The sequence below is a fragment of the Variovorax sp. OV084 genome (assembly GCF_900111625.1).
Lineage (GTDB): Bacteria > Pseudomonadota > Gammaproteobacteria > Burkholderiales > Burkholderiaceae_C > Variovorax.
Genome location: NZ_FOII01000007.1, coordinates 70,750 through 85,298, shown reverse-complemented (window position 1 = coordinate 85,298; position 14,549 = coordinate 70,750). Strand labels below are relative to the sequence as shown.

The 14,549-nt window shown below is 65.7% G+C and carries 13 protein-coding genes; 5 read left to right on the top strand and 8 right to left on the bottom strand.

Annotated features, from left to right (window positions below; genetic code table 11):
* The first annotated feature begins 105 nt into the window (after window positions 1–105).
* The 4 genes from BMW87_RS19265 (at window position 106) to BMW87_RS19250 (ending at window position 4,186) form a co-directional block, all read left to right on the top strand.
* Entirely contained in the window at window positions 106–1,302 is a 1,197-nt protein-coding gene (locus BMW87_RS19265; protein WP_093078058.1) for an amino acid aminotransferase, read from the top strand.
* Between the two features lie 157 nt (window positions 1,303–1,459).
* Entirely contained in the window at window positions 1,460–2,890 is a 1,431-nt protein-coding gene (locus BMW87_RS19260) for a polyhydroxyalkanoate depolymerase (protein WP_093052347.1), read from the top strand.
* Window positions 2,891–2,918: 28 nt separating this feature from the next.
* Entirely contained in the window at window positions 2,919–3,551 is a 633-nt protein-coding gene (locus BMW87_RS19255) for an RnfABCDGE type electron transport complex subunit B (RefSeq protein WP_256216834.1), read from the top strand.
* Window positions 3,548–4,186 carry a LysE family translocator gene (locus tag BMW87_RS19250; protein ID WP_093052353.1) on the top strand — a complete coding sequence of 213 codons (639 nt, stop codon included), beginning with the start codon at window positions 3,548–3,550 and terminating at the stop codon, window positions 4,184–4,186. Before BMW87_RS19255 ends, BMW87_RS19250 begins: the two co-directional genes overlap by 4 nt.
* Here the strand turns inward: BMW87_RS19250 and yedA are convergent.
* On the bottom strand, window positions 4,152–5,081 hold the full coding sequence (gene yedA / locus BMW87_RS19245) for a drug/metabolite exporter YedA (RefSeq protein WP_093078055.1): 930 nt from the start codon (window positions 5,079–5,081) through the stop codon (window positions 4,152–4,154). The genes BMW87_RS19250 and yedA overlap by 35 nt on opposite strands.
* 122 nt (window positions 5,082–5,203) lie before the next feature.
* Here yedA and BMW87_RS19240 point away from each other — a divergent pair, with 122 nt between their 5' ends.
* Entirely contained in the window at window positions 5,204–5,701 is a 498-nt protein-coding gene (locus tag BMW87_RS19240) for an Lrp/AsnC family transcriptional regulator (protein WP_093078053.1), read from the top strand.
* Here the strand turns inward: BMW87_RS19240 and BMW87_RS19235 are convergent.
* The 7 genes from BMW87_RS19235 to scpA are packed head-to-tail and all read right to left on the bottom strand — an operon-like array spanning window position 5,691 to window position 14,548.
* A complete protein-coding gene (locus BMW87_RS19235) occupies window positions 5,691–6,179 on the bottom strand; it encodes a VOC family protein (RefSeq protein WP_093052362.1) in 489 nt (162 codons plus the stop codon). The genes BMW87_RS19240 and BMW87_RS19235 overlap by 11 nt on opposite strands.
* Window positions 6,176–7,210 (bottom strand): biotin synthase BioB, encoded by a 1,035-nt coding sequence (gene bioB, locus BMW87_RS19230; RefSeq protein WP_093078052.1) that lies wholly within the window; start codon window positions 7,208–7,210, stop codon window positions 6,176–6,178. The genes BMW87_RS19235 and bioB overlap by 4 nt, the downstream gene beginning before the upstream one ends.
* A complete protein-coding gene (accC, locus tag BMW87_RS19225) occupies window positions 7,210–9,258 on the bottom strand; it encodes an acetyl-CoA carboxylase biotin carboxylase subunit (protein WP_093078284.1) in 2,049 nt (682 codons plus the stop codon). The genes bioB and accC overlap by 1 nt, the downstream gene beginning before the upstream one ends.
* A 20-nt stretch (window positions 9,259–9,278) precedes the next feature.
* Window positions 9,279–10,823, bottom strand: coding sequence for an acyl-CoA carboxylase subunit beta (locus tag BMW87_RS19220; RefSeq protein WP_093052368.1), 1,545 nt, complete (start codon window positions 10,821–10,823; stop codon window positions 9,279–9,281).
* Between the two features lie 37 nt (window positions 10,824–10,860).
* Window positions 10,861–11,910, bottom strand: a complete 1,050-nt coding sequence (gene meaB, locus BMW87_RS19215; protein WP_093052370.1) for a methylmalonyl Co-A mutase-associated GTPase MeaB — start codon at window positions 11,908–11,910, stop codon at window positions 10,861–10,863.
* The gene (locus BMW87_RS19210; protein ID WP_093078050.1) at window positions 11,904–12,377 is read right to left on the bottom strand and encodes a GNAT family N-acetyltransferase; all 474 of its coding nucleotides are present in this window, start codon (window positions 12,375–12,377) and stop codon (window positions 11,904–11,906) included. The genes meaB and BMW87_RS19210 overlap by 7 nt, the downstream gene beginning before the upstream one ends.
* A gap of 8 nt (window positions 12,378–12,385) precedes the next feature.
* A complete protein-coding gene (gene scpA / locus BMW87_RS19205; protein WP_093078282.1) occupies window positions 12,386–14,548 on the bottom strand; it encodes a methylmalonyl-CoA mutase in 2,163 nt (720 codons plus the stop codon).
* Between the last annotated feature and the right edge of the window lies 1 nt (window position 14,549).

Here is a 14,549-nt window from a genome sequence, read left to right as displayed (position 1 = left end):
GGCTGTTCCCGACAGGTGGCGCTCGCGCCGGTAAAATTCAAGGCAACCGGAAAGGATAAAGCCTCCTCCGGTTGCAGCGAAGCTTTCATCCCAAAGGACCTTTCCATGTCTATGTTCACCGCGGTCGAAATGGCGCCGCGCGACCCGATCCTCGGCCTCAACGAGCAATTTGCAGCCGATACCAACCCCAACAAGGTCAATCTCGGCGTCGGCGTCTATTACGACGACAACGGCAAGCTGCCACTGCTGCAGTGCGTGCAAGCGGCAGAGCAGAACATGATGAAAGCGCCCACGGCGCGCGGCTACCTCCCCATCGATGGCATTGCCGCATACGACAACGCTGTCAAGGCGCTGGTCTTCGGCGCCGACAGCGAACCCATCACCTCGGGCCGCGTGGCCACCATCCAGGCCATCGGCGGCACCGGCGGCCTCAAGGTCGGCGCTGACTTCCTGAAGAAGCTCAACCCCAACGCCAAGGTGCTGATCAGCGACCCGAGCTGGGAAAACCACCGCGCGCTGTTCACCAACGCCGGCTTCGAAGTCGAAAGCTACCCCTACTACGACGCCGCCAAGCGCGGCATCAACTTCGACGGCATGCTGGCCGCGCTCAACTCAGCCCCTGCCGGCACCATCGTCGTACTGCACGCCTGCTGCCACAACCCGACCGGCTACGACATCACGTCGCAGCAGTGGGACCAGGTCGTAGCCACTGTCAAGGCCAAGGGTCTCGTGCCTTTCCTCGACATGGCCTACCAGGGCTTCGGCTACGGCCTGAAGGAAGACGGCGCCGCCGTCGCCAAGTTCGTCGATGCCGGCCTGACCTTCTTCGTCTCGACCTCGTTCTCCAAGAGCTTCAGCCTGTACGGCGAACGCGTGGGCGCCCTGTCGGTGCTGTGCGAAAGCAAGGAAGAAGCCGGCCGCGTGCTGTCGCAGCTCAAGATCGCCATTCGCACCAACTACAGCAACCCGCCCACGCACGGCGGCGCCGTGGTGGCCGCGGTGCTCGGCAACCCCGAACTGCGCGCCCTGTGGGAACAAGAACTGGGCGAGATGCGCGTGCGCATCAAGGCCATGCGCCAGAAGCTGGTCGACGGCCTCAAGGCCGCCGGCGTGAAAGAAGACATGAGCTTCATCACCACGCAGATCGGCATGTTCAGCTACTCGGGCCTGAGCAAGGACCAGATGGTGCGCCTGCGCAATGAGTTCGGCGTGTACGGCACCGACACCGGCCGCATGTGCGTGGCCGCGCTCAACAGCAAGAATATCGAGTTCGTCTGTGCCTCGATCGCCAAAGTCATCTAGGTGACAGCAAGGTGTGAGGGAATCGCCTTCGCGACGATTCCTTCACATTCTGTGGAAGAAGGCCCCTCGCGGCGGGGCCGATGTAGGGGTTAGGCCCCCTGCAATGCAGCGAATGCGCTGATATATTGCACCGCAACATTCCACTCCAAGACCAGCGATGCTCTATCAACTCTACGAAGCCCAGCGTTCCCTGATGGAGCCGTTCTCGGACTTCGCACAGGCTGCCTCCAAGCTCTACGGCCAGGGCGCCGTGTGGGGCCAGCTGCCCATGGCCCAGCGCATGGCCGCCGGCTACGACCTGCTCTATCGCCTCGGCAAGGACTACGAGAAGCCCGAGTTCAACATCAAGTCCGTCAAGGTCGACGGCGAAGAGGTCGTGATCCAGGAGGCTGTCGAACTCGACAAGCCGTTCTGCGAGCTGCGCCGCTTCAAGCGCTTCACCGACGAGCCGCACATCCTCAAGACGCTCAAGAGCCAGCCCGTGGTGCTGATCGTGGCGCCCCTGTCGGGCCACTACGCCACGCTGCTGCGCGACACCGTGCGCACCATGCTGCAGGACCATAAGGTCTACATCACCGACTGGAAGAACGCGCGCCTGGTGCCGCTGTCCGAAGGCGAGTTCCACCTCGACGACTACATCAACTACGTGCAGGAGTTCATCCGCCGCCTGCAGGCCGAATACGGTAACTGCCACGTGGTGAGCGTGTGCCAGCCGACGGTGCCGGTACTCGCGGCCGTGTCGCTCATGGCCAGCCGCGGCGAACAGCTGCCGCTGACCATGACCATGATGGGCGGCCCCATCGACGCACGCAAGTCGCCGACCGCGGTGAACAACCTCGCGATGAACAAGAGCTACGAGTGGTTCGAGAACAACGTGATCTATCGCGTGCCACAGGGCTTTCCGGGCGCGGGCCGCAAGGTCTACCCTGGCTTCCTGCAGCACACCGGCTTCGTGGCGATGAACCCCGACCGCCACGCCAGCAGCCACTACGACTACTTCAAGGACCTGATCAAGGGCGATGACGCCAGCGCCGAGGCCCATCGCAAGTTCTACGACGAGTACAACGCCGTGCTCGACATGGACGCCGATTACTACCTCGAGACCATCCGCACCGTGTTCCAGGAATTCGACCTGGTCAACGGCACCTGGGACGTCAAGAACCCCCAGGGTCAGGTGGAGCGCGTGCACCCGCAGGACATCCACTCGACCGCCCTGCTCACGGTCGAAGGCGAACTCGACGACATCTCGGGCTCGGGCCAGACCGAAGCGGCGCACAGCCTGTGCACCGGCATAGCCAATGACAAGCGCGAGCACTATGAAGTGAAAGGTGCCGGCCACTACGGCATCTTCAGCGGCCGCCGCTGGCGCGAACTGGTCTACCCGAAGGTGCTGAAATTCATCGCGGCCAACGACCAGCCCCAGAGTCGCGCCGGCAACCGCGGCGGCCTGGCCGCCGAAGACAGCATCAAGCCCGGCCGCAAGGTGCCCGCCGTCGCGGCCAAAAAGCTGCCGGCAAAGAAGGCCACGGCCGTGGCAGTGAAGAAGCCCGCTGCGCGCAAGAAGCCCGGCACCGGTGCGGCGCGCTGAAGAAGCGCGCACGCAACCTCATCACCAAGTGAACGGGCTGGCCGCACGCATCAACGATGCACTGCCTCAAACGCAGTGCACACGGTGCGGCTACCCGGATTGCGCAGGCTACGCACAGGCCGTGGCTGACGGCGAGGCCGGCATCAACCAGTGCCCGCCGGGCGGCGCGGAAGGCATCGAGCGACTCGCACTGCTCACCGGCCGCGCAACGCTCCCCCTCGATCCCCAGTTCGGCACCGAAGGCCCGCGTGCCATGGCAGTCATCGACGAGGCCTGGTGCATCGGCTGCACGCTGTGCCTCGACGCCTGCCCCACCGACGCCATCGTCGGCATCAACAAGCGCATGCACACCGTGATCGAAGCCCACTGCACGGGCTGCGAACTGTGCATTCCGGTCTGCCCTGTCGATTGCATCTCGCTCGAAGTCGAGACGCCGGGCCTCAGCGGCTGGCAAGCCTGGTCGGCCGAGCAGGCCGAGAGTGCGAGGCGCCGCTACGAAGTGCATGGCAGGCACCGCAACACCGACGCCCGGCTGGCCGAAACGGCGCCCGAGCCCGAAGCCCCGCAAGACGCCGGCGCCCGCAAGCGCGCCATCGTCGAAGCCGCACTGGCGCGTGCCCGCGCCGCCTCGCAACAACGCTCACCAGCCACCAAACCATGACGCTCGATACCCTGCTCATCTACATCGTCGCTTCGCTCGCGCTGGCCCTGATTCCGGGGCCAACGATGCTGCTGGCGCTGTCCAACGGCATCGAGGGCGGCATGCGCCGCGCGAGCTGGGGCATTGCGGGTGCGTCGCTCGGCAGCATCACCCTGATCGCCGTCGTCGCGCTCGGACTGGGCTCGTTGCTGGCGGCCTCGGAGTGGCTCTTCAATGCGATCCGCGTCGCAGGCGTGGCCTACCTCGTATGGCTGGGCATCAAGCTGTGGCGCAGCGAAACCACCGACCTGCGCACCGCGCTGGCCAAGTCGCCGCTCGAAGTCCGTCCGCAGGGCCGTGTCGCGCTGCTGCGCAGCCTGATGGTGGCGCTGTCGAACCCGAAGACGGTGCTGTTCTTCGCGGCATTCCTGCCGCAGTTCGTCGACATCGCGAAGCCGCAAGGCCCGCAGTACCTGCTGCTAGGTGCAGTGTTCGTCGTGCTCGATACCTGCGTGATGCTGGCCTATGCATCGGCCGGCACGCAGGCCGTGCGCTTCCTCTCGCAGCGCGGCCTCAGGGCAATGAACCGCGGTTGCGCGGCCGGCATGTGGCTGCTCGCGGCTACGCTTGCGGTGTGGCGCCGCCCCGGCGCTTGAAGAGCAACAGCAGCACACCCGCCAGCACCACGGCCACCGCGTACCACTCGAAGCGCGTGACCGCCTCGTTGGCGATCCACACGCCCAGCAGCATCGCGATCACCGGGTTCACGAAGGTGTAGCTCGCCGCCAGCGCGGCCGGCGCCCTGGCCAGCAGCACCATGTAGGCGTTGAAGGCAATCAGCGAGCCGAACACCACCAGATAGATCCACGCAGCGACCGCTTCAGCCTGTGGCGGCCAGCTCATCGTTTCGCCAGACACCGCGGCGAGCCCCATCAGCACCACGCCGCCGCAGAGCATTTCGCTCGCGAAGCCCATCGCGCCGGACGCCAGCGGCAGGCTGCGTTGGCTCAGCACGCTGCCAAGCGACCAGCAGACGCAGGCGATGCAGATGGCCACCAGCCCCTCGGGCGAAGAGCGGAAGCCGCTGCCCTGCGTGAGCATCAGCACGCCGACGAGGCCGAGCGCGATGCCCGCAGCTTCGAGCCGCGACGGCTTCACACCCCAGATCAGATTGAGCAGCGCAATCAGCAGCGGGATCACCGCGATGAACGCCACCACCAGCCCCGAACCGATCGACACCTCGGCGTTCGCCGTGCCGCCCATGCCGCCGCCCAGCATCAGCGCGCCGACGATGAAGGCATTGCGCCACTGCACCAGCGAGGGCCACGGCGCGCCGCGCCAGCGCATCCACGCTGCCAGCAGCACACCCGCGACCAGGAAGCGCGAGCCCATCTGCAGGAACGGCGGAAAGCTGATCAGCGCGTACTTGATCGCAAGATAGGTCGAGCCCCACACCACCCAGGTGGCGGCGAGGCAAAGCCACAGCAGCGGCGGCAATCCGGGGCGGCCCGCGGCTGGCGTGGCATGGGCGGGAGAAGCGAGGGTAGGCATGTCGAAGGTGTCTCTTCTGATTCTTGGTATTGGGTGCCGGTCATGGTATGAAAGCCGTCCCTCGGCAGCCATGCAGATTTCATGGTTCTGCCCTCGCCAAACCGTCGATTTGAAGGAGTTTCATGGACTTTCCCTTGAACCCCGTGCTGGACGCCCATGACACCCGCATCCTCGCCGAACTGCAGGCCGACGCGCGCCTGACCATGGCCGAACTGGGCCGCCGCGTGCACCTGAGCCAGCCGGCAGTAACCGAGCGCGTGAAGAAACTGGAGGCTGCGGGCGTCATCAGCGGCTACCGCGCCACCGTCAACCTCGGCAAGCTGGGCTACGGCATCCGCGCCATCATCCGCGTCGGGCGCGCGGACTACGACCTCGTCGTGAAACTGGTGCAGGACACGCCCGAATGCGTCAATGCCTACAACGTGACCGGAGAGGACAGCTGGATCCTCGAGATCGCGGTGATCGACGTGAGCCACCTCGACGCGGTGGTCACCAAGTTCTGCATCCTTACCGAGACGGCGACCTCGATCATCCTGAACCCGGCGCGCGAGCACCAGGCGATGCTGCCGCCTCAGCGCTCGGACGTGAAGCCGCCGATCAAGAAGGTGCTCAACGCGTAGCTGCGAGCGCGCTGAACGCCGCTACCACCTCGGGCGGCGCCTGCACCATCTCGATGAGCACGCCCTCGCCCGCGATCGGAAATTCGTCGTTCGCCTTCGGGTGCAGGAAGCAGATGTCGAAGCCGGCTGCACCCTTGCGGATGCCACCCGGCGCAAAGCGCACGCCCTGCGCCGTGAGCCATTCGACGGCCTTGGGCAGGTCGTCGATCCACAGCCCGACGTGATTGAGCGGCGTCGTGTGAACGGCGGGTTTCTTCTCCGGATCGAGCGGCTGCATCAGGTCGACCTCGACCTTGAACGGGCCCACGCCCATCGCGCAGATGTCTTCATCCACGTTCTCGCGTTCGCTCTTGAACGTGCCCGTGACTTCGAGCCCCAGCATGTCGACCCACAGCTTCTGCAGCCGCAGCTTGTCGGGCCCGCCGATGGCGATCTGCTGGATGCCCAGCACCTTGAAGGGGCGTGCGACAGTGGTCATGCGGCACAGCCTTCCGGCTGCTCCTGAACCTGCCGCGCATTCAGGCCCAGCTTGCGCAGCAGCACCGTGTCGGCTTCGACGTCGGGGTTGCCGGTAACGAGCAGCTTGTCGCCGTAGAAGATCGAATTCGCGCCCGCCATGAAGCACAGCGCCTGCACCGCGTCGCCCATCTGCTGTCGGCCGGCCGACAGGCGCACGCGCGCGGTCGGCATGGTGATGCGCGCAACCGCGATCATGCGCACGAAGTCGAAGGGGTCGACCGGGTCCGAGTCGGCCAGCGGCGTGCCGGGCACGCGCACCAGACTGTTGATCGGCACCGATTCCGGGTACGGATTCAGGTTGGCCAGTTGCGCGATCAGCCCCGCACGGTGCACCGGTGCTTCGCCCATGCCGACGATGCCGCCGCAGCACACGCTGATGCCCGCGCTGCGCACATGGGCCAGCGTGTCGAGACGATCCTGATAAGTGCGCGTGTCGACCACGTCGGTGTAGTACTCGGGCGCGGTGTCGAGGTTGTGGTTGTAGTAATCGAGGCCGGCAGCCTTGAGCTGGTGCGCGTGGTGCGGCTCCAGCATGCCGAGCGTGGCGCAGGTCTGCATGCCGAGCCCCTTCACGGCCTCGACCAGCACGGCCACCTTCTCCACGTCGCGGTCCTTCGGCGCGCGCCATGCAGCGCCCATGCAGAAGCGCGTGGCACCGGCGTCCTTGGCGGCCTGCGCGGCGCGCAGCACCTCGTCGACCTCCATGAGCTTCTGCGCCTTCACGCCGGTATCGAACTGGGCCGACTGCGGGCAGTAGCCGCAGTTCTCGGGGCAGCCGCCAGTCTTGACCGACAGCAGCGTGGCCAGCTCGATGTCGCCTTCGGGGAAATGCTGGCGGTGCACGGTCTGCGCCTCGAACAGCAGGTCCATCAGCGGCTTGTCGAGCAGCGTCTGGATCGCCTCGACGGACCACGGGCCCTCGGTCTTGGGGGCAGCGGCCTTCGCGGGCCGGTGCAGCGTGATCGCCTGTTGCAAGTCGTTGGCACCCATCAGTTGAACTCCAGAATGATTTGATCGACGGCGAGCGATTCGCCCTTGCCCGCCGAAATCTTGCCGACCACGCCGTCCTGCGTGGCGAACAGCACGTTTTCCATCTTCATGGCCTCGATCACGGCCAGCTTCTCGCCAGCGCGCACCTGCTGGCCCGGCTGCACCGACACCTCGACCAGCAGGCCCGGCATCGGCGACATCAGGAACTTGCTCAGGTCCGGAGGTGCCTTGTAGGGCATCAGCTCGAGCAGCCGCGCGCCCAGCGGCGACAGCACCATCGCCTCGATCTGCGTGCCGTCGTGCGACACGCGCAGTGCCAGCGGGCTCTTGCCCGCGCCGCGCTCCACCTGCGCGGTGAAGGGCTTGTCGTTGACGGTGCCCTGCACGCGGATCGCTCCCAGCGCCAGACTGCTGTCGATCTTGTAGGTCTTGCCGCCCACGGCCACTGCGCTCGCACCGGTCTTGCCATGGAAGTCGGTGACCGACACCGGATGGTGCACGTGCTTGCCTTCGGGCCCCAACTCGACCACCACGAACTGCTCGCCCACCTTCACGCCGTGGCCTTCGAGCTGCCCGCTGATACCCGAGGCGCGCGCACGATAACGGCGATGCACGTAGGCCGCGAGCGCGATCAGGAACGACGGATCGGCATGCGGCACGTCTTCCGCGTGGAAGCCCTTGCCGTAGTGCTCGGCGATGAAGCCGGTGTTGAAGTCGCCCGCCACGAACTTCGGATGCGCCAGCAGCGCCGCCTGGAACGGAATGTTGCTGCTGATGCCGCGGATCACGAAGCCGTTGAGCGCCTCGCGCATGCGTGCGATCGCATGCTGGCGGTCCTTGCCGTGCACGATGAGCTTGGCGATCATCGAGTCGTAATACATCGGGATCTCGCCGCCGTCGTACACACCCGTGTCCACGCGCACGCCTTGCAGGTGCTCGGTGTCGCTCGCGAACATGGTCTCGCCCGGCGGCTGGAACTTCACCAGCCGGCCGGTCGAGGGCAGGAAATTGCGGAACGGGTCTTCGGCGTTGATGCGGCACTCGATGGCCCAGCCGTCGCGCTTCACCTGCTCCTGCGTCAACGGCAGTTGCTCACCGGCGGCCACGCGGATCATCAGCTCGACCAGGTCGAGGCCGGTGATGCACTCCGTTACCGGGTGCTCCACCTGCAGGCGCGTGTTCATTTCGAGGAAATAGAAGCTCTGGTCCTTGCCAACCACGAACTCCACCGTGCCGGCGCTCTGGTACTTCACGGCCTTGGCCAGTTGCACCGCCTGCTCGCCCATCGCCTTGCGCGTGGCGTCGGAGATGAAGGGCGACGGCGCCTCCTCGATCACCTTCTGGTGGCGACGCTGGATCGAGCATTCGCGCTCGTTCAGGTAGATCACGTTGCCGTGCGAGTCGCCCAGCACCTGGATTTCGATGTGGCGCGGCTCCTCGACGAACTTCTCGATGAACACGCGGTCGTCGCCGAAGCTGTTGCGCGCCTCGTTGCGGCACGAGGTGAAGCCCTCGAAGGCTTCCTTGTCATTGAAGGCCACGCGCAGACCCTTGCCACCGCCGCCGGCCGAGGCCTTGATCATCACGGGGTAGCCGATGTCTTTCGCGATCTCGACGGCGCGCTCAGCCGTCTCGATGGCGTCGTTCCAGCCCGGAATGGTGTTGACCTGGGCTTCGTTAGCGAGCTTCTTCGAGGCGATCTTGTCGCCCATTGCCGCAATCGAATAGTGCTTCGGCCCGATGAAGGCGATGCCTTCTTCCTCGACCTTGCGCGCGAAGGCTTCGTTCTCCGACAGGAAGCCGTAGCCCGGGTGCACCGCCTCGGCGCCGGTCTTCTTGCAGGCGGCAATGATGCGGTCGGCCTGCAGGTAGCTCTCGCGGCTGGGCGCAGCTCCGATGTGCACGGCCTCGTCGGCCAGTTCGACGTGGCGGGCTTCCTTGTCGGCGTCGGAATAGACAGCGACCGTGAGGATGCCCATCTTCTTCGCTGTCTGAATGACGCGGCAGGCGATTTCGCCACGGTTCGCAATCAGGATCTTCTTGAACATGTTCTTCTTCTCCGTGCCGCTCACAGTGGAATGTTCCCGTGCTTGCGCCACGGGTTCTCGAGCTTCTTCTCGCGCAGCATCACCAGCGAACGGCAGATGCGCTTGCGCGTCTCGTGCGGCAGGATCACGTCGTCGATGTAGCCGCGTGCGCTCGCCACGTACGGGTTGGCGAAACGGGCCTTGTATTCAGCCTCGCGGGCGGCGAGTTTTTCGGGGTCGTTCTTGTCCTCGCGGAAGATGATTTCCACCGCGCCCTTGGCGCCCATCACCGCGATCTCGGCACGCGGCCAGGCAAGGTTGACGTCGCCGCGCAGATGCTTGGAGGCCATCACGTCATAGGCTCCGCCGTAGGCCTTGCGCGTGATGACGGTGATCTTCGGCACCGTGCACTCCGCATACGCGTAGAGCAGCTTGGCGCCGTGCTTGATGATGCCGCCGTACTCTTGCCCCGTGCCGGGCATGAAGCCGGGTACGTCGACGAAGGTGACGACCGGAATGTTGAACGCATCGCAGAAGCGCACGAAGCGCGCGGCCTTGATGCTGCTCTTGATGTCGAGGCAGCCCGCGAGCACCAACGGCTGGTTCGCAACGATGCCGATGGTCTGGCCTTCCATGCGGGCGAAGCCGATCACGATGTTCTTCGCGTAGTCGGGCTGAAGCTCGAAGAAGTCGCCGTCGTCCACCACCTTCAGGATCAGCTCCTTGATGTCGTAGGGCTTGTTCGGGTTGTCGGGCACCAGCGTGTCGAGCGAGTAGTCGGGCCGGTCGGCCGGGTCGCCCAGGCCGTTGTTGCCCAGGCGCACCGGCGGCTTCTCGCGGTTGTTGAGCGGCAGGTAGTTGTACAGGCGGCGCAGCATCAGCAGCGCCTCGACGTCGTTCTCGAACGCCATGTCGGCCACGCCGCTGCGCGTGGTGTGGGTGATGGCGCCGCCCAGCTCTTCGGCCGTGACGCTTTCGTGCGTCACGGTCTTCACCACCTCGGGGCCGGTGACGAACATGTAGCTGCTGTCCTTCACCATGAAGATGAAGTCGGTCATGGCGGGCGAATACACGGCGCCGCCCGCGCAGGGGCCCATGATCATGCTGATCTGCGGCACCACGCCCGAGGCCATCACGTTGCGCTGGAACACGTCGGCATAGCCGCCGAGCGAGGCCACGCCTTCCTGGATGCGAGCGCCGCCCGAGTCGTTCAGTCCGATGACGGGCGCGCCGACCTTCATGGCCTGGTCCATCACCTTGCAGATTTTTTCGGCATGCGCCTCGCTGAGCGCGCCGCCGAAGACGGTGAAATCCTGGCTGAACACGAACACCAGGCGGCCGTTGATCATTCCGTAGCCGGTGACCACGCCGTCGCCGGGGATCTTCTGCTCGGCCATGCCGAAGTCCACCGAGCGGTGCTCGACGAACATGTCCCACTCTTCAAAGGTGTTGTCGTCGAGCAGCAGCTCGATGCGCTCGCGCGCCGTGAGCTTGCCCTTGGCATGTTGCGCGTCGATGCGCTTCTGCCCGCCGCCGAGACGCGCCTGGGCGCGACGCTTTTCGAGTTGTTCGATCAGTTCTTGCATGGTGTGCTTCCGAAGCTGTGGTCCTGAATTTCGTGTCTCATGGTCTGGCCGTGATGGCGGCCGCGGCGAGCAGGTTGCGCGCCGCAGTCGATGCCGGCAACGTGCCCTGCGCCACCTGCTGCGTAAGCTGGGGCAGCAGCTCGCGCACCTGCGGGTGATGCCTGAAGGCGTGCTTGAGGCCTGCGTCGATGCGCTCCCACATCCACGCGGTGGCCTGCTTCTCGCGGCGCTTGGCGAGCTTGCCGTTGGCGGTCTGCAGTTGCCTGAATTGCGTGACGGCGTCCCAGAAGGCATCGACGCCGGTGTTGGCGAGCGCGCTCAGCTGCAGCACCTTGGGCAGCCAGAAGCGCACTTCAGCGCCGCTGTGCGCGTCATGCACCGCGTGTGCATGGTCTGGGTTGCCCTGGTGGCCGAAAAGCCGCAGCGCCGAGGTGATCTGAGCCTGCGCGCGCGTGGCGGCGTCCTTGTCGATGTCGGCCTTGTTGATGACAACGAGGTCCGCCAGCTCCATCACGCCCTTCTTGATCGCCTGCAGGTCGTCGCCGGCATTGGGCAGTTGCATCAGCACGAACATGTCGGTCATGCCGGCCACGGCGGTTTCGCTCTGGCCCACGCCGACGGTTTCGACGATCACGATGTCGTAGCCGGCCGCTTCGCACACCAGCATGGCCTCGCGCGTCTTCTCGGCCACGCCGCCCAGCGTGCCGCTCGAAGGGCTCGGCCGGATGTAGGCGCGCTCGTGCACCGAGAGCCGTTCCATGCGCGTCTTGTCGCCGAGGATGGAGCCGCCCGACACGGTGGACGACGGGTCGATGGTGAGCACCGCCACGCGATGGCCCTTGCCGATCAGCAGCAGGCCCAGCGTTTCGATGAAGGTCGACTTGCCGACGCCCGGCACGCCCGAGATGCCGAGGCGGAACGAGTTGCCCGTGCGCGGCAGCAATGCCGTGAGCAGTTCGTCGGCCTGCGTGCGGTGGTCGGCGCGCGTCGATTCGAGCAGCGTGATGGCTTTTGCAATGGCGCGCCGTTGCGCCATGCCATCGGTTTCGGCAACGGCGCGTTCGAGCGCCTGTGCCGTGTTCAGCACGCAGCCTCCGAAGCCACGCGCCAGCGGTAGTGCAGGTCGACGCCCTCCCCGCCCTCGAGCACGAAGCCGTGCCGCAGGTAGAAGCGGTTGGCGTCGCTCTTCACGAGCGCGGTGAGCTTGATGTCCAGCCGCTGCGCGCGCGCCTGCGACTTGGCCCATTCGAGCACCCATTCACCGATGCCCAGGCCCTGGAAGCCGGTGCGCAGGTAGAGATGGTCGAGGCGCAGCGCGTCGCTGTCCTCGGGCTTGAGCGTGACGAAGCCGATGCGCTGGTCGCCGTCGAGCACGATGTGGTGCATGTACGGAACGACAAAGCCCGCGCTCAGGCGCTCGCGCGAACGCGCTGCATCGAAACGGCCCACGCGCTCCAGGCTCGGGCGCATCGCGTCGATGCGCAGGGCCAGCATGGCTTCGAAATCGCTGGAATCCACCGGCTGCAGCGACAGCCGCGACAAGAGATCGCCCACGTCGCGCCTCAGGCCGTGACCGCCGCGCGAATCTGCTCCAGCACGTCCTTGGCGCTGGCCGGAATGGGCGTGCCCGGTCCATAGATGCCCTTGACGCCGGCCTCGTAGAGAAAGTCGTAGTCCTGCCGCGGAATCACACCGCCGACGAACACGATGATGTCGTCCGCGCCCTGCTTCTTGAGTTCATTGATGATGGCCGGCACAAGAGTCTTGTGGCCGGCTGCGAGTGTGCTCACGCCCACTGCGTGCACGTCGTTTTCAATGGCCTGGCGCGCGCACTCTTCGGGCGTCTGGAAGAGCGGTCCCATGTCCACGTCGAAACCCAGGTCGGCAAAAGCCGTGGCCACCACCTTGGCACCGCGGTCGTGGCCGTCCTGCCCGAGCTTGGAGATCATCACGCGCGGACGGCGGCCCTGCTCCTCTGCGAAGGCGTTGATTTCGGTCTTGAGGGCTTCCCAGCCTTCGGCGGAGTCATAGGCAGCTGCGTACACACCGGTCACCTTTTGCGTGTCGGCCCGATGGCGGCCGAATGATTTCTCGAGCGCGTCCGAAATCTCGCCCACCGTGGCGCGCAGGCGCACGGCGTCGATGCTCAGCGCCAGCAGATTGCCGGTGTTGTTCTCGGCAGCAGCGGTCAGCGCGTCGAGCGCGGCCTGCACCCTGGCGGTGTCGCGCGAGGCACGGATCTTCTGCAGCCGCGCCACCTGCTGGTCGCGCACCTTCACGTTGTCGATCGAGAGGCTGTCGATCGCGTCTTCGTTCTTCAGCTTGTACTTGTTGACGCCGACGATCACGTCCTTGCCGGAGTCGATGCGCGCCTGCTTCTCGGCGGCGGCGGCCTCGATCTTGAGCTTGGCCCAGCCGCTGTCGACCGCCTTGGTCATGCCGCCCATCGCCTCGACCTCTTCGATGATGGCCCAGGCCGCGTCGGCCATGTCCTGCGTGAGCTTCTCCATCATGTAGCTGCCGGCCCAGGGATCGATCACGTTGGTGATGTGCGTCTCTTCCTGGATGATGAGCTGCGTGTTGCGCGCGATGCGGGCGCTGAACTCGGTGGGCAGCGCAATGGCTTCGTCGAGCGCGTTGGTGTGCAGGCTCTGCGTGCCGCCGAACACCGCGGCCATCGCCTCGATGGTGGTGCGCACCACGTTGTTGTACGGGTCCTGCTCGGTGAGCGACCAGCCCGAGGTCTGGCAGTGCGTGCGCAGCATCAGGCTCTTGGGGTTCTTGGGGTTGAACTCCTTCATGATGCGGCACCACAGCAGGCGCGCCGCACGCATCTTGGCCACTTCGAGATAGAAGTTCATGCCGATGGCCCAGAAGAAGCTCAGGCGTCCGGCAAAGCCGTCGACGTCGAGGCCCTTGGCCAGCGCGGTCTTCACGTATTCCTTGCCGTCGGCCAGCGTGAAGGCGAGCTCCAGCGCCTGGTTGGCGCCGGCTTCCTGCATGTGATAGCCGCTGATCGAGATCGAGTTGAACTTGGGCATGTTCTGCGCCGTGTACTCGATGATGTCGCCGATGATCCGCATGCTCGGCGCTGGCGGAAAGATGTACGTGTTGCGGACCATGAACTCCTTGAGGATGTCGTTCTGGATGGTTCCGCTCAGTTGGTCTTGCGCCACGCCCTGCTCTTCGGCCGCGACCACGTAGCCCGCGAGCACCGGCAGCACGGCGCCGTTCATCGTCATCGACACGGAGACCTTGTCGAGCGGGATCTGGTCGAACAGGATCTTCATGTCCTCGACCGAGTCGATTGCCACGCCTGCCTTGCCGACGTCGCCGGTCACGCGCGGGTGGTCGCTGTCGTAGCCGCGATGCGTGGCGAGGTCGAAGGCCACGCTCACGCCCTGCCCGCCGGCGGCCAGCGCCTTGCGGTAGAAGGCGTTCGACTCTTCGGCGGTGGAGAAGCCGGCGTACTGGCGGATGGTCCAGGGGCGCACTGCGTACATGGTGGCCTGCGGACCGCGCAGGTAGGGCTCGAAGCCGGGCAGCGTGTCGGTGTACTTCAGGCCCTGCAGGTCGGCGGCGGTGTACAGCGGCTTCACGGCGATGCCGTCGGGCGTGATCCAGTTCAGCGCGTTCACGTCGCCGCCGGGTGCGGACTTGGCAGCAGCCTTGGCCCAGGCTTCGAGGTCGGCGGGCTTGAAAGAGGGTTCGGGTGTGCTGCTCATG

Coding starts and splice junctions, on each gene's coding strand:
- BMW87_RS19265 (WP_093078058.1), top strand. CDS start 106: ATGTCTATGTTCACCGCGGTCGAAATGGCGCCGCGCGACCCGATCCTC.
- BMW87_RS19260 (WP_093052347.1), top strand. CDS start 1,460: ATGCTCTATCAACTCTACGAAGCCCAGCGTTCCCTGATGGAGCCGTTC.
- BMW87_RS19250 (WP_093052353.1), top strand. CDS start 3,548: ATGACGCTCGATACCCTGCTCATCTACATCGTCGCTTCGCTCGCGCTG.
- yedA (WP_093078055.1), bottom strand. CDS start 5,081: ATGCCTACCCTCGCTTCTCCCGCCCATGCCACGCCAGCCGCGGGCCGC.
- BMW87_RS19240 (WP_093078053.1), top strand. CDS start 5,204: ATGGACTTTCCCTTGAACCCCGTGCTGGACGCCCATGACACCCGCATC.
- BMW87_RS19235 (WP_093052362.1), bottom strand. CDS start 6,179: ATGACCACTGTCGCACGCCCCTTCAAGGTGCTGGGCATCCAGCAGATC.
- bioB (WP_093078052.1), bottom strand. CDS start 7,210: ATGGGTGCCAACGACTTGCAACAGGCGATCACGCTGCACCGGCCCGCG.
- accC (WP_093078284.1), bottom strand. CDS start 9,258: ATGTTCAAGAAGATCCTGATTGCGAACCGTGGCGAAATCGCCTGCCGC.
- BMW87_RS19220 (WP_093052368.1), bottom strand. CDS start 10,823: ATGCAAGAACTGATCGAACAACTCGAAAAGCGTCGCGCCCAGGCGCGT.
- scpA (WP_093078282.1), bottom strand. CDS start 14,548: ATGAGCAGCACACCCGAACCCTCTTTCAAGCCCGCCGACCTCGAAGCC.